The organism is Burkholderia aenigmatica (assembly GCF_902499175.1).
GTDB lineage: Bacteria > Pseudomonadota > Gammaproteobacteria > Burkholderiales > Burkholderiaceae > Burkholderia > Burkholderia aenigmatica.
Window position 1 is genome coordinate 22,281 of record NZ_CABVQC010000033.1, and the last position, 26,150, is coordinate 48,430.

The 26,150-nt window shown below is 59.7% G+C and carries 22 protein-coding genes; all 22 read left to right on the forward strand.

What is annotated here, in order from left to right; translation table 11 throughout:
- The first annotated feature begins 14 nt into the window (after positions 1-14).
- The 22 genes from BDO18943_RS23015 to BDO18943_RS23120 all read left to right on the forward strand — a co-directional run bounded on the left by BDO18943_RS23015 (position 15) and on the right by BDO18943_RS23120 (position 26,142).
- Entirely contained in the window at positions 15-1,871 is a 1,857-nt protein-coding gene (locus BDO18943_RS23015) for a hypothetical protein (protein ID WP_175024163.1), read from the forward strand.
- An 83-nt stretch (positions 1,872-1,954) separates the two neighbouring features.
- Positions 1,955-2,677 (forward strand): type IV secretion system protein, encoded by a 723-nt coding sequence (locus BDO18943_RS23020; protein WP_175024164.1) that lies wholly within the window; start codon positions 1,955-1,957, stop codon positions 2,675-2,677.
- A gap of 25 nt (positions 2,678-2,702) precedes the next feature.
- On the forward strand, positions 2,703-3,599 hold the full coding sequence (locus BDO18943_RS23025) for a TrbG/VirB9 family P-type conjugative transfer protein (RefSeq protein WP_175024165.1): 897 nt from the start codon (positions 2,703-2,705) through the stop codon (positions 3,597-3,599).
- On the forward strand, positions 3,599-5,080 hold the full coding sequence (locus BDO18943_RS23030) for a TrbI/VirB10 family protein (RefSeq protein ID WP_175024166.1): 1,482 nt from the start codon (positions 3,599-3,601) through the stop codon (positions 5,078-5,080). Before BDO18943_RS23025 ends, BDO18943_RS23030 begins: the two co-directional genes overlap by 1 nt.
- 62 nt (positions 5,081-5,142) lie before the next feature.
- On the forward strand, positions 5,143-5,604 hold the full coding sequence (locus BDO18943_RS23035; RefSeq protein WP_175024167.1) for a hypothetical protein: 462 nt from the start codon (positions 5,143-5,145) through the stop codon (positions 5,602-5,604).
- Between the two features lie 162 nt (positions 5,605-5,766).
- On the forward strand, positions 5,767-6,558 hold the full coding sequence (locus tag BDO18943_RS23040) for a ParA family protein (RefSeq protein ID WP_175024168.1): 792 nt from the start codon (positions 5,767-5,769) through the stop codon (positions 6,556-6,558).
- A gap of 55 nt (positions 6,559-6,613) precedes the next feature.
- Positions 6,614-7,891: a ParB/RepB/Spo0J family partition protein gene (locus BDO18943_RS23045; RefSeq protein WP_175024169.1), complete on the forward strand. Its 1,278-nt coding sequence runs from the start codon at positions 6,614-6,616 to the stop codon at positions 7,889-7,891.
- A gap of 105 nt (positions 7,892-7,996) precedes the next feature.
- Positions 7,997-9,529, forward strand: coding sequence for a helicase HerA domain-containing protein (locus BDO18943_RS23050; RefSeq protein WP_175024170.1), 1,533 nt, complete (start codon positions 7,997-7,999; stop codon positions 9,527-9,529).
- Between the two features lie 355 nt (positions 9,530-9,884).
- On the forward strand, positions 9,885-10,181 hold the full coding sequence (locus tag BDO18943_RS23055; RefSeq protein ID WP_175024171.1) for a hypothetical protein: 297 nt from the start codon (positions 9,885-9,887) through the stop codon (positions 10,179-10,181).
- Between the two features lie 69 nt (positions 10,182-10,250).
- Positions 10,251-10,766, forward strand: a complete 516-nt coding sequence (locus tag BDO18943_RS23060; RefSeq protein ID WP_175024172.1) for a KfrB domain-containing protein — start codon at positions 10,251-10,253, stop codon at positions 10,764-10,766.
- A gap of 162 nt (positions 10,767-10,928) precedes the next feature.
- Positions 10,929-13,034: an LPD7 domain-containing protein gene (locus tag BDO18943_RS23065; protein ID WP_175024173.1), complete on the forward strand. Its 2,106-nt coding sequence runs from the start codon at positions 10,929-10,931 to the stop codon at positions 13,032-13,034.
- Positions 13,031-13,447 carry a hypothetical protein gene (locus BDO18943_RS23070; RefSeq protein ID WP_175024174.1) on the forward strand — a complete coding sequence of 139 codons (417 nt, stop codon included), beginning with the start codon at positions 13,031-13,033 and terminating at the stop codon, positions 13,445-13,447. The genes BDO18943_RS23065 and BDO18943_RS23070 overlap by 4 nt, the downstream gene beginning before the upstream one ends.
- Before the next feature lie 8 nt (positions 13,448-13,455).
- A complete protein-coding gene (locus BDO18943_RS23075) occupies positions 13,456-14,274 on the forward strand; it encodes a KfrB domain-containing protein (protein WP_175024175.1) in 819 nt (272 codons plus the stop codon).
- 49 nt (positions 14,275-14,323) lie between these two features.
- Positions 14,324-16,072, forward strand: a complete 1,749-nt coding sequence (locus BDO18943_RS23080; protein ID WP_175024176.1) for an ankyrin repeat domain-containing protein — start codon at positions 14,324-14,326, stop codon at positions 16,070-16,072.
- Between the two features lie 29 nt (positions 16,073-16,101).
- Positions 16,102-16,611: a hypothetical protein gene (locus BDO18943_RS23085; protein ID WP_175024177.1), complete on the forward strand. Its 510-nt coding sequence runs from the start codon at positions 16,102-16,104 to the stop codon at positions 16,609-16,611.
- Between the two features lie 78 nt (positions 16,612-16,689).
- Positions 16,690-17,022 carry a hypothetical protein gene (locus BDO18943_RS23090; RefSeq protein ID WP_175024178.1) on the forward strand — a complete coding sequence of 111 codons (333 nt, stop codon included), beginning with the start codon at positions 16,690-16,692 and terminating at the stop codon, positions 17,020-17,022.
- Complete coding sequence (locus BDO18943_RS23095; RefSeq protein WP_175024179.1) at positions 17,022-19,652, forward strand: DUF5710 domain-containing protein; 2,631 nt, start codon at positions 17,022-17,024, stop codon at positions 19,650-19,652. The genes BDO18943_RS23090 and BDO18943_RS23095 overlap by 1 nt, the downstream gene beginning before the upstream one ends.
- On the forward strand, positions 19,649-20,398 hold the full coding sequence (locus tag BDO18943_RS23100) for a hypothetical protein (protein ID WP_175024180.1): 750 nt from the start codon (positions 19,649-19,651) through the stop codon (positions 20,396-20,398). The genes BDO18943_RS23095 and BDO18943_RS23100 overlap by 4 nt, the downstream gene beginning before the upstream one ends.
- Before the next feature lie 19 nt (positions 20,399-20,417).
- Positions 20,418-20,690: a hypothetical protein gene (locus BDO18943_RS23105; RefSeq protein ID WP_175024181.1), complete on the forward strand. Its 273-nt coding sequence runs from the start codon at positions 20,418-20,420 to the stop codon at positions 20,688-20,690.
- A gap of 253 nt (positions 20,691-20,943) precedes the next feature.
- Entirely contained in the window at positions 20,944-21,933 is a 990-nt protein-coding gene (locus BDO18943_RS23110; protein ID WP_175024182.1) for a hypothetical protein, read from the forward strand.
- 127 nt (positions 21,934-22,060) lie between these two features.
- Positions 22,061-25,210, forward strand: a complete 3,150-nt coding sequence (locus tag BDO18943_RS23115; RefSeq protein ID WP_175024183.1) for an LPD1 domain-containing protein — start codon at positions 22,061-22,063, stop codon at positions 25,208-25,210.
- Between the two features lie 92 nt (positions 25,211-25,302).
- Positions 25,303-26,142, forward strand: a complete 840-nt coding sequence (locus BDO18943_RS23120) for a KfrB domain-containing protein (protein ID WP_175024184.1) — start codon at positions 25,303-25,305, stop codon at positions 26,140-26,142.
- Positions 26,143-26,150 lie beyond the last annotated feature (8 nt).

Here is a 26,150-nt window from a genome sequence, read left to right on the forward strand (position 1 = left end):
GCCTGAGGCTGTTCATGAAACGACGTCAACTGTTGATTGCAGTTCTGCTGCTTGTTGCGGCTCAGGTGGCACTGGCACAAGCTCAGGCGCTCGGTGCCAATGACGTCTTGGGCATCATCAAACAGGCGATGGCGCCGGCCATCAACAAGCTGACGTCTCAGGCAATTTCTTGGCTTGGAGTGTTCGCAACACTCCAATTCTTTATCACCAACTACAATCTCCTCAAAACGGACGGCGATATTCAGTCCGTGGTCGCCAAGATGTTTGCTGCTGTAGGGTGGGTCGGCGTTGTCCTCTACATCATCAATCACGGACCGCAGTTTATTCAGGCAGTTGGCGACCAGATGTTTGGTGTAGTCGGTTTGGATTTGCCAAGCCCAGGAAGCATCATCGGAAAGACCATCGGCGTATCCGCGACAGTGTCCGTGCTTGCTCTTGCTGTCGGCTCTATTCCGTTCGTTGGTAACACTGCTGGTCAGTTGCTCCTTTATGTTGCACTCGCGGTGTTGGCGGTTGGAATGTACTTTGCGTTTAAAATTTTCATGCTCCAACTGGAGCTTGGATTAATCGCAATGCTATCGCCGTTGAGCTTCTCTTTCCTGGGCCTCAATACACTAAAAGATCAAGGTATTGCTCCGTTTAAAGGCCTGCTTTCGCTGGCTTATAGAGTGATTCTGTTGACTGTAATTCTTGCTGCGTTTAACCAGGTAAGCGATATTGTTTCGGGAAAGCTATCTGAAATTACCGTGGATACGTTCAAGAGCAGCGGCATTGGGGAGGTGGCGGACATAATGTTGTCTGCCCTGGCTTCATACATGCTGCTTGCTTACCTCACGTTTAAGTCCGACGCGATTGCAGCCACTTTGGCGAACGGTTCGACGTCAATGGGTGCGGGCGACGTGGCGCAAGCGGCGGCGGCCGGTGCCGCAGTGGGCGCAGCCGTTGCCACGGGCGGCGCTGCTTTGGCCGGCTCCGCTGGGAAAGCGCCTACTGCGATGTCGTCCTTCATGGACAAGCTCATGGGGCGTGGCTCGGTCTCGAACGCCTCCTCCATGGGGAGTGGTGGCGAGGCGCCGTCGTTCACGCCTCCGGTTGCACCGCCTACGGCTAGCCCGGCTTTGTCTGTCGGTGGGCCGGTCGCAGATGGCGCACCGGTTTCGTCGTCGCCAAGAGGAGCACAATCGGGCCCGGTGGCGGGGCCTGCCAAGCCCAGCGTTGCGTCCGGGCGCTACGGGGCTGATTTGGCGAACGAAGAGAAAATGCAGGATGCTGTGCAGAATGAGCCGGGTGCAGAGCAAAGTGACGGAACCGGTGAAGGGGCCAGTGCGGACGAGGCAGTAAGCGATCCTGTTACCGTCACGCCAGCCAGCGCCATGGGTGATGCGGTGGCCGATACGACGAACCAGCCGGGCGCCGGAAAACCGGCTGCAATCGGAGGTGCGGCCGGTGTGGACGCGGCAGCATCTCAAGGTGTCACGGTCACGCCGGCTGGCTCGCAGGGTAAAGCGGCGGCTGCAACGAGTGCTGCGCCTGGTGCAAGCAGGTCAGCCAACTCGAAGGGTGATGGCGTAGCTGCCACGCCGGACGTGTCTGGAGCCCGTATGTCGGCCGGCACAAAGGGCAAAGGGGCCGAAGCGACGAAGGCAGCCCCTGAGCCCGGGCAGCAAACCGCTGATCCTGGCTCGGCACGTACCGCAGGCATCGGCGGCAAGCCAGGCTTGGAGCAGGATCTGACTCGCCTGGTAGACCACCTCACGCAGCAAGGACCGAGGAAGCCGACCCTGGGCGAGCGCCTAGGCGAAGCCAACAAGCACCTCGCGCAAGAACAGGCAGCTACGCACGTTTCCATCAACGCTCATCACGCGGATTGATCTTCGCGGGCGGGGGACTTTTGCAGCAAAAGCGTCCCTTGTCCCCGCTGGGCGCGTTTCTCACGTACTGACTACATCAAAGAATGTTCAAATTCAGGAAAAAGACGAGCGATATTGAGCTGACGCAACCTGACCAGGTTGACGAAGTAACGGCAGACGACGATACGCCCTGGGCGAAGGCTGCGGCTGCTCATGAGGACCGGATTCTTCGGGTTCAAGCTCAGGTAGCCAACTGGCGCATGTTCGCGTTCTTTTGCCTTGCCATCGCTGCAGCCGCGGTCGCCGGACTGATTTGGGTCGCGTTGAAATCCAAGTTCATCCCCATGGTTTTTGAGGTGGACAAGCTGGGGCAGACGGTGGCGGTCAAAGCGCTTTATGGCGACGAAGCGGTATCTGATACGCAGCGTCTGGTGTACCGCGAGATGTTCGATTTGATCGAGAACTTGCGCACTGTGACAACGGATCGCCAAGCCAACAATGATCGGCTCACCAAGGGTTTCTCGCGCTTGAGCGGAGCGGCCGAGCGGTATGTGCGAACGGAACTGCGCAAGGCGCCTCCGAATGAGGTTGGTGCCACGAAGACGGTTCAGGTCATCGTGCGATCGGCACTGAAGCTGACAGGTAAGAGCTGGCAAGTTGACTGGGAAGAGCATTCGTTCAGCCTGGCCGGCGAAGAGATGGGGGTGGAACGCTGGAGAGCCACCGTGCAATACGAACTCAATCCGGCTGGCGATGAAAAGGCAATTCGGAGAAATCCAATTGGTTTCACTGTTCCGGAATTGAGCTGGCAGCGAATTGTGCAGTAATGCGTGTGGGAGAGAGGAAGCCGAAATGAGCAAAAAATGGATTCTCGCTGCGAGTGTAGCGGTCTATGCGTTGGGCGCGATGTCTGTCTCCTATGCGGGTCAGCGGTACAACGAATTGGACGATGCAGTCATGGCGCAGGCTAAGCGATGGCAGTCGGGTGAAAAGGCGAAGCCGCTGATGTCCTCCGATGGAAAGGTCGTCTTCCCGTTTGGCCAGGCGATGCCGAAGCTCACGTGTTCGCCGAGTCGCGCTTGTGACGTCGAGATGGAACCGGGTGAGACGCCACGAAAAGTCATCCTGGGCGATCAAGCGAACTGGACGTGGGAGGGCGCTGACTCGATCGAAAAAGGGAAGACGGTCAACCACGTTGTGTTTCAGCCGAAGGACAATGACCTCGAATCGAACGCCATCATCACGACAGACCGACGCACCTACCATATCAAACTGTATGCGCCCAAGACCGAGGGCGTGTACCTGAACCGAATCGCCTTCTATTACCCCGAGCAACTGGTTTCTTCGTGGGAAGCCAAGATGGGTAGCGCGGCCGCAGCGAAGGCCAAGGACGAGGAGTCAAACGTGATGCCGGCGCCGGTTGCTCCGGACAAGATGGCGTTCGACTATCGGATCGATGGCGACGCTGACTTCCGTCCCATCCGCGTGTTCAACGATGGTGAGCGCGTGTACATCGCCATGCCGGATGACATTCGCCACGGTGAGTATCCGACTCTTCAGCTCATTGACGAGAAGGGTGATGGGATGGTCGTCAACTATCGACGCACCGTCGACGACAAGGCCGGCACGATTTACTTCGTGGTGGACAAGCTCTTCACGAAGGCTCAGTTGATCAGGGATTCCGAAAAGGTCCAGATCATTTGGAAGCGCAAGGAGAAGTCGCGGTTCGCGTTCTGGGGGCGTGGCTAATGTCCCAGGACGGCAAGAAGGTCGATGCGTTTTCACTGGAAGCTGGCGTACCAAAGATCGAGGGCGAGATCCAGCCGAAGCCGAAATACGCAGATCGAATTTCCAAGCGGATTATCGCGGTCGCGCTTGCGGTCGCCGTTCTGATGGTGGGCATCTTCTTCGCATCTCTCGAAGCGATGGATCACAAGAAGAAAGGGCGCCAGGAAGCGGTCGAGACCGAGAAGAAGAAGTCGCAGCCTGCAAAGGTCGCTGACGCCGTGGTCCCAAAGGAACTGACCGACGCTCCAGACAGTGATGGCTCAAAGGGGCATGCTGCGCCTGCAAGTTTGGTTGGCTCGCTCCCTAAAGCGCAAGACGATCTCTTGGGTGGTGGGACAGGCGCGCCGTCCTTGTCGGGTGGAGCAGTGCTCAACCCGGCCTCCGCTCCAGCGGGTCTACCTGCCTCCGTTCCCTCTGTGGGGACAGCACGGGGTCGCGTGCAAGCGGGCGCAGGCGCTTTGCCTGGGGGTACAGGGGACGATGGCTTGGGCTCTGGTTCTCCAGCGGCCAACAATGCACCGGTCGGGCCCGCCCCCTTGACGCCGGAGGAGCAGGCAGAACGACTGGCGAAACAGGACAGGCAGAAGCGGCTCTCGCAGGCACGAGCCAATGGCTTGAGCGCGAAGAACTACGCGGGCGACGACAAGAAGAGCGGAGCCGGCGCGCTGCCAGCGGGCTTGCTGGGTAGTTTGCCGCAACAGGGCGGTGGAATGGTGCCCGCGTCCCTTGAAGGACAGAACGGGCAGAAGGTCGACTCCGAGCAAGACGAGAAGATGAGCTTCATCAAGAACTCGGGCAAGGATGACCGTAACTACTTGCCCTATTCGCCGCAGCCCGCTGTCTCGAAGAACGAATTGAAACGCGGGTCGTACTTACCACTGCGCCTTGAGGGTAGCGTCAACTCCGGGCAACCTGGCATGGTGTTGGCGCGGGTGACCGAGGACGTTTATGACACAGTCACAGGCTGCCGCTTGCTTGTCCCGGCCATGTCGGTATTGCAGGGAGCGTACGACTCGAAGGTGGCCATTGGTCAGACGCGCAACTTGGTGGTGTGGAACTACATGCGCTTTGAGGACGGCTCCGATTTGACGCTGGGTGGAATGCAAGGCTATGACAGCACAGGCGCGGCTGGCATCGAGGCGGATGTGGACAACCATTACCTGCGATTGTTCGGCGCGACGTTCGGCATGTCGCTGATCACCGCTGGGGTTCAAATGTCGGTACCGCCGACGCCATCTGGCACGACAGCACAGACGCCGCAGCAGAGCATCGCGAATGCGTTGACTCAACAGTACGGTCAGCTCGGAGCCCAGCTCATTGGGAAGTATCTGCAGGTCCAGCCTACGCTGCGCAACTATGCAGGCGAGCGCTTCATGGTCATGCTTCCGCTGACCATTGTCTTCAAGAAAGTGTGGCGAAACCGCTGCGTAGGAGGGACTTGAAGGGACGGAAGTGCTTAGTGCACCCCCCACTGGGAAAATATCCTGCAACTGGCGAACAGTGTATGCTTCTGGATTCAGAAAATATTAACCTAGGCATTATGAACACGGAGTTCGCTCCCGCCCAGACTTCAGTCCCGAACTGGCTGATGACGTACTGTCGTCAGCTAGCCGACGTTCACTATCAACGCAAGCTGAACAAGATGTACGTTCATATGCTTGAGAGTTTCCTGGCGTATGAACCGTGGAAAGCGAATCCGCCATTCGAATGGCGTGTGGCGCGTATTCATCGGACGACAGGGGGTGCGGCCGTGCGGCGAGACACCGACGCAGGGTGGGTGCCGATGAACATGGTGTTGCCGACCGCACTCGTGGATCGGTCTAAGCTTGCCATCGATTTAATCAATGCGAACTATGCTTCGGCACTGCCGAGGTCGCTTTCCTTGCGGACGTTCCTTTACACGGCGGTCTGCTGGTGGTGCATTGCTGTGTATCCGTACGAAGGGCCAGGACTCATCAACAGTTGACTGGGCGCAGTTGATTGCGGTCCACGGTCGATGAGTTCGTCTTTTGCAGCAAAAGTTTTTGTCCCGTCCCCTTGCGAGACCCCCGGTGGGGGCATAGAATGCGCATTATTGTATGCGCTGATGCGCGCGCATTGCTACAGGTGAAAGCGAGGGCAAAAACCGATGCAAACGAAGAAGACGCGAACAAACCGCAAGACCAAGGTCATTGTGGTCATCAATCGGAAGGGCGGGCCAGGCAAGACGACCGTATCGTTCAATCTGGCGCACGCCGCGCTGCTGAAGGACGAGCATGCGCGCGTCTTGTGCCTGGATTTGGATTCCCAAGGGAACCTGAGCCAGTATCTCACCGACGATCTGGAGATCGTGCGTGAGACAAGCAGTGGCGTTAGCGATCTGTTTGACGGCGTGCCGCTGGCTCCCCGCAAGACCAATCACCCTCAGATCGATCTGCTCCATGGGCATTCGGATCTGGATCGGGTGGATCACGATGAGGCTGCAGAAGAGCGCGCATATTCCGAGGAAATGCGTGTTCAGCTTCGCAGCCTTGACTACGACGTGATCATCATTGACACACCTCCTGCAGTCGGTCTGCGGCACTTGGCTTCGCTGTTCTGGGCCGACCTGGCGGTGATCCCCATGGAGCCCTCGATGACCCACATCGCTGGCTTCCAGGAAGTCGTGAAAAACATTGATGAGTCCATCCTGAGCCTCAACCCGAATCTTCAATGGGTCGGGTTGGTCAACCGCGCGAATTTGCGATTGAAGGCGCAGCGGCAAAAGGATGCTTGGTTGCGGGATAACTACGGCTCGAAGATCATGCCCACCCTGTCATCGCGCGGCGCCGTGGCCGAGGCCATTGAAGACAGCCCGGCCAAGCCCGTGTGGGCGCACCGTGGCGCGCCCCGTGAGCTGCGTGCGCAATGGCGCGACGTGTGCACGAAAATCGTCGGGTAGTGAATCTTCGGGGCGTGTATTGCACGTTCTGCGTCGAGAGTATTTGGAGAAACGAATGAGCAGCACCACGAAGAAATTGTCGGCGCTTGAAAAGCTGAGCGCTCGCGCCAAGCCTGTGGCGGTTGATGAAGGAAAGGCAGTCGCTATCCCGCTGGACAAGATCCGTTTCGACCCGACACAGCCGCGCCAGGCATTCCATCATCCCGATGGCCGCATTGCGGAGGATGACGAGGCAAGTCTGGATGAGCTGGCGCAGTCGATCGAATCGCAAGGGTTGATTCATCCGATCACGGTCGAGCCAATTGGCGATGGCACGTACCGAGTGGTGGTGGGTGAACGGCGCACGCGTGCCTACCTCAAGCTCGGCCGCACGACCATCGAAGCCAAGATTCGCGATGACCTGACCAATCCGAAAAAGCGCCTGATCTATCAGGTTGCGGAGAACGTCAACCGCAAGGACCTGACGGATGCGGACATGGCGAAGTCCATCCGCAGCCTCATGGAGGGGACGGATGCGGTTGAGCCGATGACGCAGACACAGATCGCCAAGGCACTTGGCAAGAGTGAGGGCTGGGTGAGTCGGTATGTTCGATTCGGGGATGACGAGCAGCAACGCCTGTGGGTTCAAACGGGGATCGCCGACACGGTGGAAAATCTCTACCGGCTTTCGATCCTGCCGATGCCCATGCATGCTGAGATCCAGCGCCGGGTACAACTGCCTGAAGACGATCCTGAGCACTTGGCGAAGCCGCTGAGTCGTGCGGTCATTGACGACTTCTCGCGGCAGGCGAAGATGGCCAAAAAGGGCGTGCAAACGCCTCCGGTTTCGGCGACACCCTCCGGGGCATCGAGCGCTGCTGCGCAGCCGAGTGAGGTGCGATCCGCCGCTCCTTCCGCCTTCCCTGGCGACGGAATTCCCAATGACCCGGTGTCGCGCGCTTTTGCAGAGATGGCCGAGCATGGGCGCGAGCCGGCACAGCAGGCTCAGGCGGGCGCGCAACAAACGTCGTCGAGCGCGGCGACCAGCGGGTCGGGATACAAACTGTCGGAAGGCGACCGCGCCAAGATTCTGAGCACGGCCAGTGTCACGTTGAGCAATTCGGAGAAGGCGGCTGCGCAACCTCCGGTGAGTATTCGGGTGCCGATGGCCAGCTTGCAAGCGTTGTTGCTGAAGCTTGAGCCGGCTGACCAAGAGGCCTTGGCGGGCATGCAACTGAGCCTCAATTTGCCGGGGCCGCTGGCTGAGCGGATCGCCAATGCGCTGACCGGCGTAGTGGTGGACCCGAGCGAGGTGCCTGCCGTGGTGCAAAACGAACTCGTGAAGTTGCAGTAATCTGTTTGGGTGACCGCATCTCGTTGGGGGTGCGGTCATTTTGCGTCGCGCGTAGCTCGATGCCGTCGGACGAATTGCGGCCAGGTGCGAACGGGATATTAAAAAATGCAAATTAGGATTGGCCGAAACGCGAAGACGGGAGAGCCTGTCGTTTTGGACACCACAAAAGTGATCAACCCGCACCTCCAGGTGTCGGGTATTACCGGCATTGGGAAGACCTATGCGCTGCAAGAGCTGGTGACAAACTTTGTGGAGAGCGCGGCCGACCTCAGGCGACCTGTTCGCGTCCACGTCTTCGATCCGCACGGAGACATCCAACTGCCCTACGCCTCGGTGGTGAAGTTCTCGGAGGCGACAAACTACGGCTATAACCCGCTGGAAGTGAACCCAGATCCTGACTACGGCGGCGTCCGTCGGGCTATTCAGAAATTCATCGCGGCGATCAAGAAGCACAAGGCGTTGGGCACGAAGCAGGAAGCGGTGATGCGCTACCTGCTGGAGGACTTGTACGCGGCACACGGCTTCAAGGCGGACGATCAGCAGACCTGGTGGCCTGATGATCCTCGGATGATCCGGGAGGTGATGAAAGGGCGGGAGAATCGTGTGTACCTGGACGTGGCATATGAGCACCAGGAACGGTTCAAGAAGCTCCTGAAAGATCCCACGTCTGGCCGGTATCGGGGGGGATTCGACGATTTCACCAACGACCCAGCGATGCGCACGAAGAAGTGCTGGTGGGTCGAGCGTGACTACTATGAAGGCGACTTCCTCATGTGGGAGCCGCGCAATCTGTTTAAGACCGCACCGACATTGGATGACCTGGTGCGTTTCACTGAGCGAAAGCTCAAGGCCCAGTTCTGCGGGTCCAACAGCGCCGCAATGGCGCTGCTCAAGGACGTGAACCGGGTGGCCAGGGCGTATCACCGCAAGGTCGCAGAAATGTCCAAGCGCAACGCGGCGCTGGACGAAGCGGAGAAAGCTGAGCTGACCAAGGCGCTGAACAAGGCCAAGGATAAGGCGGAAGACGCATACAAGAGCTACCTCGACGCCATCGTGACAGGGCGCGAGCTGGACGACATGATCCGCTATAACAGCTCCCCAGACGTGCTCACAAGTGTCTACGAGCGCTTCCAGAATGTGCGGGCAATCGGCATCTACAATCCGGTGCCACCGCCATTTGATCCGCACAAGCCCATCTGGCACTACCAGATCAAGCCGTTGGAGATCCCGGTGCAGCGCATGTTCGTCGACCTGGTCTGCGCAAGGATCTTCGAGCGCGCCATGCAACGCGGTGTGCAAAACGATGTTGTCGAGTTGCTGGTGCTCGATGAAGGCAAACGCTTTGTGGGAGAGTCGGAGGGGGACATTCTGAGCACCATCAGCAACGAAGCCCGCAAGTTCGGCCTCGGTCTGTGGATCATGTCCCAAACTCCCGATCACTTCCCCGACGACTTTATCAAGGCCACGGGCACGATCCTGGTGTTGGGGCTGGCCGAGGCCGACACGAACCTCGCGGCCCGGAAACTCGGAGTCGATGAGAGTCTGCTGTCTTCAGTAGTGCCGCAGCAATCAGCGCTGGTGCAGATGAAGAGCAAGGGGACGTTGTCGGCTGGCTTCCAGATAGTAAGCCTCGTTTGAATTGGGCGCCGCGAAACGGCCGGCAGGTAATAATTTCCGTTAGAGAGTGTTACACATTTTATGTCAGATATAAACGTCGCTTAATTCGCGATATTTAGGCGATAACCCCTCTCATGTGGGGTTAAGTTCGCGGTCATTCGGACGATGACATCCAGATTGCGCCTATGTTGCCAACTATTGTGGTCACGGATCGGCTTCGACCGAGGTCGCGCGCTGACAACAGGAAGTGCTAGATACCTCCCACTAGGGGGTATCCAACCGTTAATTATGTGTTAATCTGTCGTTGCGGCATGTATTCCCTACCACACCCTAGGCGGGTCACTGGTAACCAAATGTAACCTTTGCGGTAATCAATATGACGGTCACCATTGTTCGCCCAATTCCACTTTCCTCCATCGACTATCCGGAAGGTCCGTTAGCAGATCGCTTGGAGGCAGAAGCCCGGCGCGCACTGCCCCAAGTGCGTGGATTGGACGACGCACAGACCGAAGGCGAACGCATGCAGGCCTATGCTCAGGTGATCGAAGAGCAGCGCGATGATTTCATCGGTATGTACGGTGATGCATTCGGTTGGGAGAAGCGAAGTGTTCCGCGTGAAGCGAGCGTGCCGGCACTCGGTCGCTATGTCGCTGCGGTCGTCAACGCCGAGTAACGATTGTCTGCCTTCCTAGGCAGGCGGTCGTTCTTGTAAGATAGAGAGTTACCCCACTCTCTTCACATCATGGAACGCTGGACAGAAGACGAATTCCGGCGCATTGCCCTGGATACGCGTATCAGCGAACGGACCCTTGACGCATGCAGGGACGTGCTGGTCGGGGGCATGCTTGGCGTTGACGCAGCCAACAAACATAAGATGTTTCCCTCGCAAATATCGCGGGCGCTTACCACGCTGCGCGAGAAACATGCCGAGGTGATCGAGATCAGTTCGGTCAGCAAAGAGTCGGATGAAATGCTGCAGTACGTGGCCTCAGAAGTAGCCAAGGCACTGCAGGGTAAAGACTTTCAGTGCGTGCTCGCCGAGGCTGGACAGACATATGATGGGCAAGTCATTGCCCAATCGAAAGGCTACCTCGTCCAAAAGGTCGGCCGTGTTGGCGTGCTCCACGACTTGGCGCGCTTCAGCAAACTCCCCCCTCTCAACGAAGACTTGCGGATTGCTTACGGCAAGGCCGGTGGCTTGGCCAAGGTCTGGGCGCTGCTTCCAGAGCAAGAGAGAGGCAAGGGGCCCGAGCGCTGACGAAAGTGTTAATTTTGTGTTAATTGCGACCCGTACGATGTAGGATACGTCCACGCGACGTTTGGGTCTTCTAACCATAAGGCACTGCGCGTTCTCATCTTCGGTACGGCATCTTTTGCGGCAAAAGCAAGGCCGAAAGTCATTAAATAGTGAGGTGTGGTCATGGCTGGCAAGTCCAAGTTCGAGCAGTTGAAGGAGCGCTTCGCGCAACAAGCGCGGGCCCGAATCCCGTTCAACCCGTTGGATAGCAAGGACATCACGGGTGCGAACGTGGACCGGCTGAAGGCTGGGATGGAGACGTTCGGCTGGAAGGACTATCGCTTTGTGACTGCAGACCAAGCCCGTGCGAATGGCTGGACCATCGCCGGCAAGGCGAGCAGCGTTCGGATTCAGGAACGCGACGCCAGCAATGGCTCCATAAGTGAGAAGGTGCTCTACAACGCGTCGAACGTGCGAGGCATACCGTCATTGGAAGCGATGTTGGCCATGTCAGAAGAGGCCATGTTGAAGATGCGGGGTGAAGAGGCGGAAGTGGCTGCGTCCGCCGGAACGCCGGCTGGTGTCGCGCAAGACGTGCCATCTACCGACGCGGGGGTGAGCGATGTCGAGGACGATATTGTTATTGGTCCCGCCCGCGTGCATGAGCAGCAGGTGGCTGCGAGTCTCGATGCACAGGCGCAAGACGCGAAGGATCTCGCCCAGGGTGAGTCAGCGGCCGATCTGGACAATTCAGTGAAGGAATCGGGCACGCCGGCTGTGGCTGGCCAGCCAAATCTGGATCAGGCTGCAGAGCCTGCCGTCGAGACGGACTTTGCGGTAATGGCGCCGTACTGGCTCGATGGCTTGCACAACCATGAAGGCATCGAGATGGCCGAGCAGGTAAATCGGCTGATCGCCGCCGAGAAGCTGGCCAGAAACAAAGCGGCGATTGCCACGTTGCTCAACTCCTACCCGGACAATCGCCGGTTTGGATTGGACATCGTCCCGCAATCGAAGTACCTGAACGACCCGCATCGCAAGGCGAACCTGGCCGAGCCGGCCCACCTTCTCGGAGGTGAGCTTATTCGGGACAAGGAAGGCGCCTACCGGCCAAAGGCTGGGGGGATGGCTGTGTTGCAGGACAAGGGCTCATCGCTCTTGCTCAAGAACAAGTCCGAAGAGGCCTATCGCGGTGCGATGGAGCTGGCCTTGGCCAAGGGCTGGAAGGCCATCGAACTCAAGGGCAAGCCCAAGATGCTCGCGCAAGCTTGGCTGGAAGCCAAGATGATGGGCTTGGAGGTTGTGAACTTCACGCCGACCGAGCAGGACCGCGAGAAGCTCGCACAGCGCATGGCCGAGGAAGTCAGGAAGCGCGAGGCTGCTGCGGCCAGAGCCGAAGCGCTGGCGCCCGAGAACGTCGAGGTGCGTCCGGTGGTGGACGCCAACGGCAAGCAAGTCATGGCCACGGTCACTTACACGGTGGAGCGCACAGACACCCCCGCCGAGCAGCTTGCCTCGTCGAAGGGAGCGCCTAGCAATGCGCTGGCGGCTGAACCGTTCGAAGAGCCGGTTGTCACGCGCACCGTTACGCGTGTCGAAGGCGTTGTCAGGGACGACGTGGTTGCTGGGGTTGCTATGGCGCATGCCCCTGAGCAGGGGCGGCAACTGCAGCCTGAGGCCGTAGCTTCTGTGGTTGATCACGAAGTGAACACGGCGCTGGGCGAAGTGAAGCGCGAGCAATCCGCGCTGGTGGATCTGGAGAAGGGGGCCAAGTTGGTAGCCCATGGTCCCGCTCCCTATGACCATAACCCGAAGAACAAGGCGAGCTACTTCGTCACCGTCGAGAACGACAGCGGCCAGTCAAGAACGGTCTGGGGCGTGGATCTGCCGCGCAGCCTCTCCGCAGCCGGCGCAGAGCCAGGCGACACCATTTCGCTTGTCGAAGGTGGCCGCGAGCCCGTGGAAGTCGAGGTCGAAGAGCCGGACGGCTCCAAGAGCTTCAAGATGACGCACCGTGTCAATTGGACTACGGCAGTGCTGTCCCGGGCGGCCGAGGTAGCGCCAGCGGCGGAAGTTGCCAGCAGCGGCATGTTCATCGGACCTGTTGTTCGAGTCGAAGAGGGCCGCATCGCCCAGAAAGCAGGCCGTGATCCCAATAAGCTGATTTGGCATGACGTATCCAAGCTGCAGGGCAAGGTGCCCGCAGTCGGAGAAATTGCCGAGATCAACTACGCCCACGGTGTTGGCAAGATCAAGGAGCAAGCGCTTGGCCAGGAGCTGGGCCGATGACAACCGGCGGCCTCTATGCCCAACAAGCTCGCCCCCAGCTTGGGCTGTTTGATGAAGAGCTGGAGCAAGTGCGCGAGCAACTACGCGCACGAGAGGAGGCATACCACCGCGAGCGCCAAGCGCGGTTCGAAGCGAACAAGGCGCGGATTCTGGCTGATACGGCTGCATGGAAGGGTGGGGAGTTTTCCGAGCGTATTGACGGGCTGTTGGGCAAGCTTGTCGATGCCGGCGAGCCCGCACGAGGGATGCATGACGCGATCCTCGGTGGCATCAATTCCGCAGCCAAGGCGGGGCGTCTAGACGAATCGCATGTGGCCTTTGTGGAGGAAAAAGCCCGCATCGAGGTGGCTCGCGTATCCGTGCGCACGCCTGAGAGGCTGGCCAAAGCGTCAGCTAAGTCGATCAACGTGTGAGGTGGATCATGAACGAGAATGAAGGTGTCGCCGATCCGGCGGGCAATCAAGCCGAGATGGAAGCCGAACGACGCATCGAGGAGCGCTGGGAAGCTGCCTTTGACGGGATGGATGAAAAGACCGCCCGTGAGTGGGCGAAGCTGGACGTGGATGACTTCGGCAAGATCCAGGACAAAGAACTTGCGCGATTTGCTGCCGTCACGATTGCCGGCAACATGGAGAACCCCGCCTACAAGGCCGAGTTCGAGCGCGGAGGCGCGGATATGGTTGCAAGGGTTGCAGAACGCAACGCAGCTAACAACGCCCTGGTCGCAGCGAAAGAAGAGCGCAAGGCGCGTGCTTATGATGCCATGCTCGCAAGTCGCCAAGAGAGCGCCAAAAGCTGGTCCCCTGAAGAGGCCTCGAAACAAGCGTTGAGCGACGTAGCCGATTATGCGCGTGCGCTGCATGACCAGCAGACGAGCTTGAATGACGTGCCGGGCGTTGAGCTGCACTACCGGCTCGCCGACATGCGCATGTACTCCAAGGCGAACCCAGCATACCTCGGCGCCTTGGAGAAAGCGTTTCCAGCCCTAGCGCGGGAGATCTCCCACGCAGAACAGCAGACGATCAGTGGAACCTTTATCGGCAAGATCACTGCACTCAATGACACTTATCTGGCGCAGAAGGTCGGACGCAATCCACACGATGTCATGGTCCATGCCAGACATGCATTGAACGGAGACGATGTCTCCGTCGGCCACATAGTCACGATCAGCTATGAGATGGGCAAGGGCCGCCTACGCAATCAAGACCTGGCTGTTGAACAGCGCGGCGTTGGGCGCTAAGCCACCACGCGTTGGCGATTCCACTAACGAAAATTTCGGGGAAAAGAGAATGCCGAACCATGTGAATGAAAGCGGTGAAGTGGCCTTGATGGACGCGCTCGCGGCGGATGATCTCAAAACCGCCAAAGAGATCATGTCGACGCAGAAGATCTCGGTGACGGTGCGCGACTGGACGCGCTCGAACATGTCGCCGCTTGCGTATGCTGTGCGTCGAAACGACGCCGAATTTGTGGCCGAGTTGATTGAAGCCGGCGCCGACGTGAATGGATTCGCATTCGGCGACATTCCGCTGATCGCGTTGGCGAACGCCGAATGTGCCGAGCAACTTGCGAGAGCCGGCGCAGATGTCAATGCACCCATCAAACGGGACTCCAGCTCTCTTGGCTTGGTGCAGGGCGCCACCGCGCTTATCAAGGCGGCACACCGAGACGATGGTAAGTTGGTGGCCAAGCTCATCGATCTGGGTGCCGACATCAATGCTGTCGACCGCTTTGGCAGGACTGCGCTCCACTACGCCGCACGCAGCAACGGCGTGGCTGCGAAACAGCTACTGGCGGCGGGTGCAGATCTTCTGGCGGAGGACCGATTCGGGAAGACACCGACCTTCTACGATGCGGCCCCGCAGTTGAAGCCTGTTGACTTGCGCCAGCAAGGCGCAGCGGTACGGTCGGCCGTGCCGCCGACGGAGCAGCGCGCAACCGCGCGCCCTGCAAAGCTAGCCCGGTTGGCGCTTGGAACTGCAGCGGAGGAGGAACTCCTGCAGGCACTGAACGGCTTCGAGTACACGGTGGGAGACAAGTTGTCTTTGGACCATGGCGAGTTCCTTTACCTGAATGGCAAGGATGTGCTGGGGGAGGGCTCCCAATTCGCCGTGGTGCCCCGTTCGATGTCTCTTCCGGTCACTCGCTTCAGTGATGAAGGCGATTTGGAGTCGTATCTTGCCGACCAACAACTTGCATCGCGCGATCGGAGTGCGGTGCATGCGTTCTTCCTGATCAGCCAGCAGCGGGATGGTCTGGCGCACGAGCAAATCGCTGCGCCGCCGGAGAATGCGATCATTGGGATCGCACGCACTGTCAGCCAGGATGCCATCAACCTGAACGAGTACATTTCCCGCATCGAGCACGATGGTGGCTTGTCGGTTGGTCATGGGACGCAAGACGGGCCCGAGACCCTCCTACAAGGTCGGTATGTTCGCGATGGCGCAGGGCAATACCGCCGCCTTGGCGAGGAGCAAATCGCGCTGGTGGATGAAGGGGACAAGATTCGGTTTGTGGACAAGCAGACCGATACGTTCCACGCGGCTGGTGAACTTGCTGGTGCCAAGAAGTGGCAGGCAATCCAGGTGACCGGCAGCGAGAAGTTCTGCGCGGATGCCTGGTTCTCGGCTCGCCTGGCCGGACTGGATGTCATCGGTTACGAGCCGACTGCCAAGGATCTGGATCGCCTTGAGACGGCGGTGGAACGAGGTTTCTCTAAGGCTTTTGCAGACACACCTCGCCATCTGACGGCAGCAAACCACGCACGCGAGGTGCCCAACGAGGGGCCACCTCTTGCCAGCACGCTGCACCCGTTAGCGGTCAGCGGAACCCATATTGGCAAGATCACTGCGCTGAGCGACAACCACCTGGAGCAAAAGGTCGGACGGGATCCTCGCAATGTCGTAGTGCACGATCGAAGCGTATTGAGCGGCGATCCCGTGGATGTCGGGCAAGTCGTCACCATCAAATACGAGCTGGGGAAAGGCGTGCTCAGCAATCATGACTTGGCTGTTGAGCAGCGCGGCGTGGGGCGCTGATAGGCCGACAACGACAAAAGGAGGCGATCTTGGATAAGCAATTTGTGCAGCTTGGGCTTGCTGTTGTGGCCGCAGCCCTGTCGCTTTGTGCGCATGCCGGCGACTTGCCCGATCGGGCGTTGACGCCTGGTGCCATCAACCTCGATGTCACCCAAGACAACATCCATAGCACGGTTTGCGTGAAAGGCTGGACCAAAACGGTCCGGCCGCCCGCCTTCTACACCAACAGGCTCAAGAAGAGCCAGATCCGCGAATACGGCTATGGGGATTCCAGTCCCCGAGACTTCGAAGAGGACCACCTGATTCCGCTGAGCGTCGGTGGACACCCCACCGACCCGCGAAACCTCTGGCCTCAACCTCGCAACTCGGAATGGAACGCCGATCGCAAGGATGACCTAGAGTTCGCGCTCTACAAGGGCTTGTGCCACGGAGAGGTCACGCTTGAGGAGGCGCGCCGGGCGTTCGCGTCGAACTGGATTGCCGCTTACCGGCGTTACGGTGCGCTGCTGCAGCGCTATCGGCACGGCCAGGCCGACTAGCGCGTGCCAATAGTGCACTGCTCCTGTATCATTCCCACATTATTTGATGCTGTTGCGTTCTCATAGACGAGCAGAACAATGATCTCGATTGAGGTTTTTGCTGCAAAAGATCCGTCCGGAGCTTTGCAGGGAATCATGATGACAGTCCCGCTGGGGTGTGGCTTGAAGCAGGCCGACACGCTTCGCATCCACGGTTCGCGGCTGCTTGCTATGGAGCGACGGTCGATCCTCCCGATCGATTTCCCGGAGGTCGATGAAGCCAGCTTGAGGGACCTAGTTGAGACGGCCAAGCGACGGGGGCAACTTGCCGTCGGCGAGTTCACAGCATTGGGTCTGGCGGACAGTTATCTGCTGTCGTTGGAAGTTGCAGCACCTTCGTCCGACGTTGCTGCCGTTGAGGGCGGTCTGTGATGGACGAAGTTCAAGAAGCCATGCCGACGCAAGTCGCGGCACAGGTTACGGCACAAGCAAAGGTGGATGCGCGAGCTGCGGGCTACGCGCATCGTTTGGCGATCGCCAAGCGATTCGCGCAACGAGTTGAGGCTGGGGACGCAGTGTTCATGACCGGACAGCCGGCGACCATGGAGATGCCCCACACGGTCAGCGCTGGCGAGAAGCGACCGATCACTGGATTCAATCGCTGGATGCTGATGCAGGTGATGCAGGACCGGGCGTGGTCGGATGCGAGGTTCTTCACGGACCAACAGATCGAGGCCTCGGGCTGGAAATTGCGCGAGAACGCACAGCCCGTGGTTCTCCAGTTCGTGAACGCAACGGACAGCACGGGCACGGCCTTGGCGATTCCGGAGGTGCAGCGGTTTTCGGTCGTGAATGCGGCGCATATTGACGGCGTGCCGCCTTTTGAGCCAACACAGAAGATCCCCAGTAAGGCGCTGGAAGCCGCGATGGTTGCGGCGGATTTCGAGCCGGGCACACAAGTCGTTGATGCGCTCGCGGCCTGGGTGGATGCCCAGTATCGGGACTTCGGCGGCCGGGATGAGTCGGCGTATCAAGCCCTTGCGCAAGCGCTGGCCATGTCAGCGGTCTTTCCGGAGATTGACTGGCGTGACGTGCAGCACGGCACGTCTCACGAGAAGGCTTTGCAGGAACAGGTGGCGCGCTGGTCCAACGCTCAGTGGATGAGCAATGTGGCGGCGCTTATCGATGCAGATCCATCAGCGTTCTTCGATGCCGTGCGCGTCTCGGAGCTTGTTGCTGCGCAAATCGTCACTCAAGCGCGCGTTGCGCAACAAGAGCTACGAATTGCAGACGAAATCTCCGTTGCTCGCCAGGAGCAAACACTGGAGCAGCAAGCGGAGCAACTACCGCAGGGGGAGCAGGGGAAAGGCGTGAGCGAGTCCACGATGGAAAAAAGTCAGCCAGGCCAATCGCACGGCGGCAGCGACGCGCAAGCCAGAAACGCTGCATACAGCGCTCGGCTGGAGGCCATGTTTGCGGAACGTGAAGCGGTGCTGGCCGTCCCCTTCGAGGAGAAGGAGCGCGCCAAAGAGCTAGGCGCCGTCTGGTACAAGCCGCAACTGGTGTGGTTCGTCCCAAAGGGCTTGGAGTTGGCCAAGTTTAAGGAGTGGGATCCGCGTGACCATTGCCTCGGTAAAACGGCCGCCGAAAGCGAGGTGATCGACGACTTCCGCTCAGCAATGAAGGCCATGAATCTTGATGTCTCAGGAGACATCAAGGCGGATGGGAAGTGGCATAACGTTCGGACCTTCAGCAAGAAAGGACCGAACAAGGCGGGCGCCTACATTCTGGACCTTCATGGCGGGCGTGATGGAACGCCGAAAGGGTCGATCAGCGACAAATACACGGGCGAGCGGCACGCTTGGACGTTCGATGGCCCTCTGCTGACGCCGGAGCAGAAGGCGCGTATGCGCGCCGAAGCCATGCGCCGAGCAGAGGAAGCCGACCGAGCGATGCAACGGGCGCAAGGTGTTGCGGCGGAGCATGCCGCAGAAATCGTTGCTCAGGGACTGCCTGCGGCCGGTCACGGATACGTGCGGAAGAAGGGAATCTCCGCCGAAGGCCTGGTCCAGGTCTCAGGCAAGGTTCTACTCGGCTATGACGAGTTCGTCGGCGAGAACGGCAAGTCGGCGATCCGGGAAGAGCAGAACTACTTGATCGTGCCCATGCGCAACGCGGCGGGCGTGATCCGGGCGGTGCAGGCCATCAGCGAGGACGGCAAGGTCAAGTCGTTCATGCGTGGGGCGCAGAAGAAGGGAACGATGGCTGTGTTGGGGGCCCCGTCTCTCGACGCGCTGTGTGCCCATGCTGCCGCCTCTCCAGATCAAGCACCTGCGGCGGCGTTTTTCGTCGAGGGCTTTGCCACTGGGGCTTCACTCAGGCAACCCACGGGCCTGCCCGTCATCGTTTGCTTTGACGCTGGCAACCTGGAAGCGGTGGCCGCCGAGGCAGCAGGGAAGTGGCCCGACAGCCTTCTGCCGGTCCTTGCTGTGGACAACGATCAGTTCCACGTTGAGCGAGCCCTTGGGTATTTGGCTGACAAACTCGGAGTCAACCCCAACTCGCAGCGCGGCAGCATGGTGGAGGTGCTCAGTGGGAAGTCGTCTTCGCGCATGGTGTCGCTGGGCGACGCCGTTGCTGACGGGCAGTGGCACCAAGCGGCCAAAGGGCGGTATTGCATGAGCCTGGAGCGCGAGCCGGATTCGACGGAAGTCCGATCCATCACGGTCGACATGGTCGCGGAAGAAGGCCAGCGCCCCGCGCGGCTGGTTTTCAGCAACCGGGGAGTGGAGGCAGGACGAGTTGCGCTGGAGGCCTTTGCTGGGCAAGCCCAAGAGGGCGAACAAGAGGCACCGTCGCGAGCCGTCATGCTCGTGCCCGAATTCAAGTCACTGGGCGGGCGTCCAACCGACTGGAACGACTTGGCTGCGGCGGAAGGTCCCCAGGCAGTCCACAAGCAAGTGATGGCGGTGCTGGGGAATTCACAGCAGCGAGAAGTGCGGCACACCGTTCAATGGCCACCGCTGTCTGACCACCGGACGGGTAGTGGTGTCGAGAGATGAGTTTTGAAACCGCTAGTCGGCGGGTTGATGTGGAAAAAATACCGGAGGAGGTGCGTATGGAAGTAACTGGTGTTATTCAGCCAGCCGTTCGGCGAAAGGCGCTAAAAAATATTGCCAATGCGTATAGCAAGGTAGAGGAAACTGACGTTCAGACAAGGACAGAGTTGTTTCAGTGTGTAGGGATGATTCTGATGGCCTTGATGTTTTTGACCGGGAAGGTTGCAGTCTTCGGTTCGATGCTATTGGCGCTGATTGTGTGGGGCATTGACGGACTTTTGAAGGTGAGGAATGGGGTCTTTTTTGGCGAATTCTGTGACTTGTTGGCCAAGTACGATCCGCTTGCCAAGCAGGAATACTGGAGCGCGCAAAAGGAACTGAAGGGCATGGATTCGGCAAGCGATTGGCGCGCGTTCGATGCTGAATTTCGAAAGTGGGAAAGGATCGAGCGCAACCTGTTGACCCCTCGATCGAATGCGCAGGCGCAGAGTATGTCGTCGGTTCAGCGCTTTTTGAATAAGGTCGTTTTCCCCCAGCCGACATCCACTCAGACCTCGTGGCGGGCACACGTCTACAGCCTTCTGCAGATCACAATTCGACTGCAGAGCGCGCGGCCCAGTGAGCGCAAGAGCCTGATCGATCAGCTTCAGGCGGTTCTTGACAGACTGAATGCTAGCGATATGGCCGGCATGCTGGATCCAACGTCGCAAGGCCCGTCATCATTAGATGGTTCTAGCGGCAGCGCCTGACGAGTTCGGAGCCTGACGTATGCGCAAGGGAAACGTCTTTTTGGTGACAGGCCGAGTGTCCGAGGCGACGCCATCCGGTCCCGAGGCACGTGGGGAACTGCTGCAGCGAGTCGTGTGTGCGGCCAATGAAACCGCGCTGTACCAATTCCTGCCTGCTGCCTTTCCCAACTTCGAGGTAGTAGGCGTGGTCAACCTGGCCGCTCTGGAGGAGACCGTGCGAAAGATCATGGCGGCGCTCTCTGGGGCAGAGGGGACCCTCCCGGTTTTCGTGGACCCTGCCATGTCCCGTTGACAAGAGCTGAGTGGAAGCACGTGCGTGATGCAGGTCGGTATGGCGTTCGATCGACAGTCATGCAATAATCAAAACTGTTAATTATGTGTTAATTGTAAGTGTCGGCGAGGGTCCTATGGAGATGAGTGAGGCGCGGTACTTGGGCGGTCGGCCCAACTACGTGAGCCCGACCGTGGGCGAAGACGGGGTATGGGCGTCTGCGGGTGCGCATGCGCTGCGTGGCGTCTTGCGCCGACAGTCGGCCCGTGGGGTGATGGACCTGCTGAAGTCGATGGACGCGAGTGGCATGGCAGCGATTCTCCGCGAAACCGGCTTCAAGGTGGATGAGCGCTTGGTTGGCCAAGGCCGGGGTGCCGTGTATGAGGGTGTGAAGGGCGATCTGCAAGCGGCGTTGGTGCAGGGTGTTGACGGATTCGGATTGCAGAAAGGCAGGGCAGTGCGGGGAATGAGTGGTCAGGGCCCGGTAGCTGCCCAGCGCTCACAAGTTGCGGTTACCGAGGAATATCCGGGCAACCAGCAGGCGGCGGAAATGATTCAGGGAGTTTTGAAGGCATCCGGAGTGCGAGTCGCCCCGCTCGGGGAACAGCCGTTCTCCCAACGGGCCTCGCTGCAGATGGTCGCGGCGCAAGCGCTGAAGAAGGGCGTACTCGGATTCGGGTTCGATGGCCTGCCTGGAAAATTCTCGGTGCCGGCGCCGATGTCTGAGGTGGTCGATTTGCATCGGCAAGCCGCTATTGAAGTGGCAACGCAATCGACCCGCGCAGGTCTGGCGGCTTGGGTGTCCGGCGCGAAGGTGGCGGATCTGAGCGAGTGGGTGCCCGATAGCGTGCAGCGACTCTTGCACGGCAGTGTCTCCAAGGACGCCGCTGAAATCGTTGTGAGCGGCCTGCAAAGCGGCAGCATTGCGCGACACGCGCAGGAGTTTGGTATTCACGGGATTGCCGGGCTGCTGCGGGCCCAGGGGCTCGATGCCGATGCTCCGACCATCGGCGAGCAAGCTGATGAGATGGGTCTGCGAATCAAGGAGCCGGATCGCGAGCGAGGCCAGTATTTTGGCACCGTGGTCGCGCAAGACCATCGATCCAGCCTCATCAAGATCAACCGCGAGGAAGCGATTGAACTGCCCTTTGCGGAGGCGTCCGGAGTTCAACCGCGCGTCGGCGAGCTGCTGCGGATCGGATTCAAGGCAGGCGTCCTGAGCGTCAGCTCCAAAGATATGGGCCGCGAAGGCAATTCGCGCTGATCGAGCTGCGCCGGGGGGGCGCGCTTGGTGCCACCCCTGGTCAACCGAAGGCTAACCCAGCCAGTGTGGCAATGCGGGTTGGCCTCCCCACATTCACTGATCTCACAGGCCCTTGGGCGCTGAAATCATGGCCAAAGAAGACGGCAATCTCGCAGCGGCATCGCTGCAAATGGATCTGTTCAGCGACGGTGCGCCGCAAGATCGATTCGTAGAGCGCGTTGACGCCAGCCCGGGGCCTGTCGTTGAGGTAGAGGATCTGTTCCAGGAGACCACGGATGCAGCCGCTGTGTCGCCCCCGGTGGCTGCAACGGCCGTGTCGACTGCGGACACAGTCGGTGGCATTTCCGACGCGGGCGAGGAACTGGTAGCCAATCGACGCAATCGCGGAAAGGTGGCCACGACCTGGGCGGATATCGAAGGGCTTAACGACACACTGAAGGTCAAGGAAGCAGTCAAAGGCAACGTGTGGCCCAAGCCGGACTATCAGCAGCTCATTGATGACGGCATGCAGCCCATGGTTGCCCATGTCTTCAAGCAGGTCTATGACAGTGTCGCGGCCAAGCCTGCGGTCAGAGCCGGGGGCACGTTGGCAGACACGCACCTGAAGGAGTACATCGCGGGTCTGCAGCGCGTCGAGCAGGGCTTGATGAAATGGACGCAAGACACTGCAGCCCTGAAGGCCTGGGCCAGCCAGAATATGCGCGTCGCAGGCGCCACGCTGGGACGACAGGTCGCTCTGTCGGATCTCAAGCCTACAAACTCGCTTCTGGAGTATGTCTATCCGGATGGATGGCGCAATCACCGCGACGAGATTCGCCTCGTGGGCGGCAACAAGCTCCTTGGTGCCCTGCAGCCCGGCTACGAAGAGATCAAGCGTGCGGGCAAGGCTATTGACGACGGCTGGCCAAACAAGCGCGAATCATGGGAGGTCCGAGGTTACAAAGTGCTTGAGCAGGCGAGCGTTCGCGTCGATGCCCATCCGCGCGACAAACAGTTCTCGCTGTCCGTTGATCGCTACTACCTCGAAGCATTCGACACCGAGGACGCGGCCATGGCTGCAGCCGCGAGCATCAAGCCTTACGTTCTGGTCGGCAAGCGCGGCTTTATCGGATCATTTGACACTCGCGAGCTGGCGGTGGAATCCGCGAAAGAGCGCACTCGTGGCGCCAAGGGCAAGGACGCCCAGATCATCGACAAGGGCTACAACGTCGCGGACGCCGAGCGCATCGGGGCCAGTCGCCGCATGGAAGGCGAGGACATCAGCAGCGAGCGGCTGATGGAGGAGTTCGGATTGCGCGGCGTGAACTTCGGCAATTGGATGAAGACGCCGGCAGCGCGCGCCGAGGCGCAGATGCATCTGAACCATGCTTTCGACGCTTTTCATGACCTTGCCGAGATCCTGGATGTACCGCCTAAGGCCTTGTCATTGGGTGGCATGCTTGGCCTGGCCATCGGCGCTCAGGGCCACGGTGGCAGATTTGCGGCGCATTTCGTGCCCGGTGTGAACGAAATCAACCTGACGCGCACCACTGGTGCCGGCGCCCTCGCCCACGAATGGGCGCACGCGGTCGATCACTACTTCGCCCGGCAGGCTGGGCTCGATACGGCGGAGGAGCCCTACCTTAGCGAACATGCAACGCTGGGTGACACAAAAACCCGTCATGAGTTGGTGGGCAACAAGTTCGTGGCTGTTAAGTCGCCCCGCTTTGGCGATGTACGACCCGAGATCGTGGGCGCCTTCAAAGCCCTGGTGCAGACCATGACCAAGCGTCAGCAGACTGCGGAAGAGGCTCGATCTGAAGACGCCAAGTATCAGCAAAAGTTGGAGAGGAACGTCGACGGCTGGCTCGGCTCCATCGGCCGCGACTTCAAAGGCATGGAGGCGGAGTTCAATGTGCTGGCCAAGCGCGTGCGAGCTGGCGATTTCGGGGGTGAGCGGGTAGCGATCGGCCAGAGCACATTGGTGCATCCAGTGGTTGCCGAGATGCGGGATCTCTATAAGGCTAAGCACGGCCGCGTCTATTCGATTGATCAACTGAAGGGGTTGCAGAGCAATCTGGATTCACTGGCCTATCGACGCGAAAAAGCCGCGCACGAGCAAGCAATGGCGGCTGACGCCGAAGCAATGCCCGAGCGCCGCCAGGTTAGCACCGACTACGTACTGAACGCTGCGAGGCTGGATAAGGACAAGGGCGGTAAGGCCTACTGGTCAACGAAGTGCGAACTGTTCGCCCGCGCCTTCGATTCGTTTGTGGCTGACAAGCTCGAAGCCAAGCAGGCGAAAAACAGCTATCTGTCCTTCGGCGTGCGAGAGACCGAGACGGTGCCGGTTGGCCACGAGCGTGAGTCCGTCAACGCGGCATTCAACACGCTCATCGGCGAGTTTGTGGTGCGTGAGTCGGAGCTGGGGCCGGCGTTGTTTTCGACGGCGCCGGGCCCCAGCTCCACGCTACCGGTGCCAGAGATCCACGCGGAGATCGAGCGTCTTCGCGGCCAGTGGAAGGGGATGCCTCCCGTGCTGGTCGTGGGCTCGCCTCGCGACTTGCCTTTCGATGCGCCTGCCAATGCCGACGGCGCCTATCACGACGGCAAGGTCTACGTGGTTGCGGGCAACATCGCCGATATGCGGCAGATGCAGAAGGTGATGGCGCACGAATGCATCATGCACCACAGCCTAGAGGAAATGCTGGGCAACTACGGCTTCTCGAAACTCCACCACGGTATCCAATCGCTGAAGGCTAAGGGCGACGAGACAGTGTGTTCGATCGCAGAGAACGTGCGTTCGCGCTACGGCGAGCTTCCTCCGGATATCGAGACCAAGGAGATTGTGGCCCGGGCAGGGGAGCAATGCTTGGATGAGCAGGGCAACGTGCGCGTGCAATACGGGTTCATGAAGGGTGTGTTTGCCGGCATGACCTCCTGGCTCCGCGATCACGGCATCGCGGTGCCGTTCACCAACGTCGAACTGCAGGGCATTCTGCACAAGGGTGGCGAGTGGGCAAAGAACGGCACAGGCCTTGAGGCCGGCCGCCGCGAGCAGACCCTGCCGCAGAAGGTCGTTGGCAATCTCAGCGGCCTCTTCGTCGGCAAGATCTTGGGCGTTGCGGATGGAGTGGTGACGCAGAAGGTTGGCCGTGCCGGCGAGACGGTGGTGCACTCGATGGCGAACTTGACCGAGCCGGTAGCGACCGGGGACATCGCCGAGATCGCCTACAAGGACGGCAAGGGTACCGTTCGGAACCTGGAGCGCGGTCAAGTGCATGGGCTCGATCGTTGAGCGCAGCGTGACGCAGAGCTGCTCGACATGGCCCCGTTCGCGGACCAGAGTGCGGTCGCGCAACGGGTGTGAACGGCTGACGGTTGCCCTTCATGTGGTACGCAGAAATGGGTACGCATGAGGCGCTTACGATCGATGAGTGCAAGCAGGCAGTCATCGACTTTTGCCAGCAATACCCTATTGCGCTCAAAATAGCATACGTGATCAGGGACAAGCAGGAGGATGCACTTGGAATCCCAGAAGCTACCAAAGAGCGAGTCGGAAACGTCGCAGGAGCCTACTTTCCTGCACGACGCCGAGTCGCCCTCGCAGTTTCCAACCTTCGTGACGCGCAAAACGTTGAGCGAACGCTTCGCCACGAACTCCTCGGACACCTTGGAATCAACACTTTTGCGGCACGTGACAAACGCGCCTTGCTCGCCCGCATCGCCGAAGCCCGAGAGCAACCAGGGCTAACAGAGTTGTGGCGCAACGTGGAACGCGAGTATCCGCGTGACTCCGTCGACCGGCAGGCTGAAGAAGTATTCGCCTCCGTATGCGAGGTAATCACACCGGAGCGCTTCCACCGTGCCCCCGCTGGCCAAGCGGCCTTTGCGGAAGTCTGTCAGGAGCGTGCGCGCCCGATGACTGCCCAAGACCTGGTGGACATCGCCACGCTGGTGGCAGATGGGCTGCACCGGAGAGAACGCCGGCAGCAAATTTTCCCGGTCCGTGACAACGATCAGTTCTGCGAGGGCACCTTCGTCGGCCCAATCCTTGGCATTGAGGGCCGCGTGGCGATGCAACGGATCAACCGTCAAGGTGAAGTTGTGATGCACAGCCTTGAAGCGCTGGCCAGTCCCGTAACGCCTGGGACGTTGGTGGAGATCAGCTACAGCGATGGCCTCGGGCGGGTCAACGAGTTGGGCGTCGATCGCGGTATCGGGCGGTAGATCAGCGG

What these genes read in the sequence shown, in the direction of transcription:
- BDO18943_RS23110 (WP_175024182.1), top strand. Translation starts at nt 20,944, where the DNA reads ATGGACCTGCTGAAGTCGATGGACGCGAGTGGCATGGCAGCGATTCTC.
- BDO18943_RS23070 (WP_175024174.1), top strand. Translation starts at nt 13,031, where the DNA reads ATGACAACCGGCGGCCTCTATGCCCAACAAGCTCGCCCCCAGCTTGGG.
- BDO18943_RS23105 (WP_175024181.1), top strand. Translation starts at nt 20,418, where the DNA reads ATGCGCAAGGGAAACGTCTTTTTGGTGACAGGCCGAGTGTCCGAGGCG.
- BDO18943_RS23090 (WP_175024178.1), top strand. Translation starts at nt 16,690, where the DNA reads ATGATCTCGATTGAGGTTTTTGCTGCAAAAGATCCGTCCGGAGCTTTG.
- BDO18943_RS23020 (WP_175024164.1), top strand. Translation starts at nt 1,955, where the DNA reads ATGTTCAAATTCAGGAAAAAGACGAGCGATATTGAGCTGACGCAACCT.
- BDO18943_RS23040 (WP_175024168.1), top strand. Translation starts at nt 5,767, where the DNA reads ATGCAAACGAAGAAGACGCGAACAAACCGCAAGACCAAGGTCATTGTG.
- BDO18943_RS23080 (WP_175024176.1), top strand. Translation starts at nt 14,324, where the DNA reads ATGCCGAACCATGTGAATGAAAGCGGTGAAGTGGCCTTGATGGACGCG.
- BDO18943_RS23120 (WP_175024184.1), top strand. Translation starts at nt 25,303, where the DNA reads ATGTGGTACGCAGAAATGGGTACGCATGAGGCGCTTACGATCGATGAG.
- BDO18943_RS23115 (WP_175024183.1), top strand. Translation starts at nt 22,061, where the DNA reads ATGGCCAAAGAAGACGGCAATCTCGCAGCGGCATCGCTGCAAATGGAT.
- BDO18943_RS23035 (WP_175024167.1), top strand. Translation starts at nt 5,143, where the DNA reads ATGCTTCTGGATTCAGAAAATATTAACCTAGGCATTATGAACACGGAG.
- BDO18943_RS23095 (WP_175024179.1), top strand. Translation starts at nt 17,022, where the DNA reads ATGGACGAAGTTCAAGAAGCCATGCCGACGCAAGTCGCGGCACAGGTT.
- BDO18943_RS23030 (WP_175024166.1), top strand. Translation starts at nt 3,599, where the DNA reads ATGTCCCAGGACGGCAAGAAGGTCGATGCGTTTTCACTGGAAGCTGGC.
- BDO18943_RS23045 (WP_175024169.1), top strand. Translation starts at nt 6,614, where the DNA reads ATGAGCAGCACCACGAAGAAATTGTCGGCGCTTGAAAAGCTGAGCGCT.
- BDO18943_RS23015 (WP_175024163.1), top strand. Translation starts at nt 15, where the DNA reads ATGAAACGACGTCAACTGTTGATTGCAGTTCTGCTGCTTGTTGCGGCT.
- BDO18943_RS23050 (WP_175024170.1), top strand. Translation starts at nt 7,997, where the DNA reads ATGCAAATTAGGATTGGCCGAAACGCGAAGACGGGAGAGCCTGTCGTT.
- BDO18943_RS23100 (WP_175024180.1), top strand. Translation starts at nt 19,649, where the DNA reads ATGAGTTTTGAAACCGCTAGTCGGCGGGTTGATGTGGAAAAAATACCG.
- BDO18943_RS23025 (WP_175024165.1), top strand. Translation starts at nt 2,703, where the DNA reads ATGAGCAAAAAATGGATTCTCGCTGCGAGTGTAGCGGTCTATGCGTTG.
- BDO18943_RS23075 (WP_175024175.1), top strand. Translation starts at nt 13,456, where the DNA reads ATGAACGAGAATGAAGGTGTCGCCGATCCGGCGGGCAATCAAGCCGAG.
- BDO18943_RS23065 (WP_175024173.1), top strand. Translation starts at nt 10,929, where the DNA reads ATGGCTGGCAAGTCCAAGTTCGAGCAGTTGAAGGAGCGCTTCGCGCAA.
- BDO18943_RS23055 (WP_175024171.1), top strand. Translation starts at nt 9,885, where the DNA reads ATGACGGTCACCATTGTTCGCCCAATTCCACTTTCCTCCATCGACTAT.
- BDO18943_RS23060 (WP_175024172.1), top strand. Translation starts at nt 10,251, where the DNA reads ATGGAACGCTGGACAGAAGACGAATTCCGGCGCATTGCCCTGGATACG.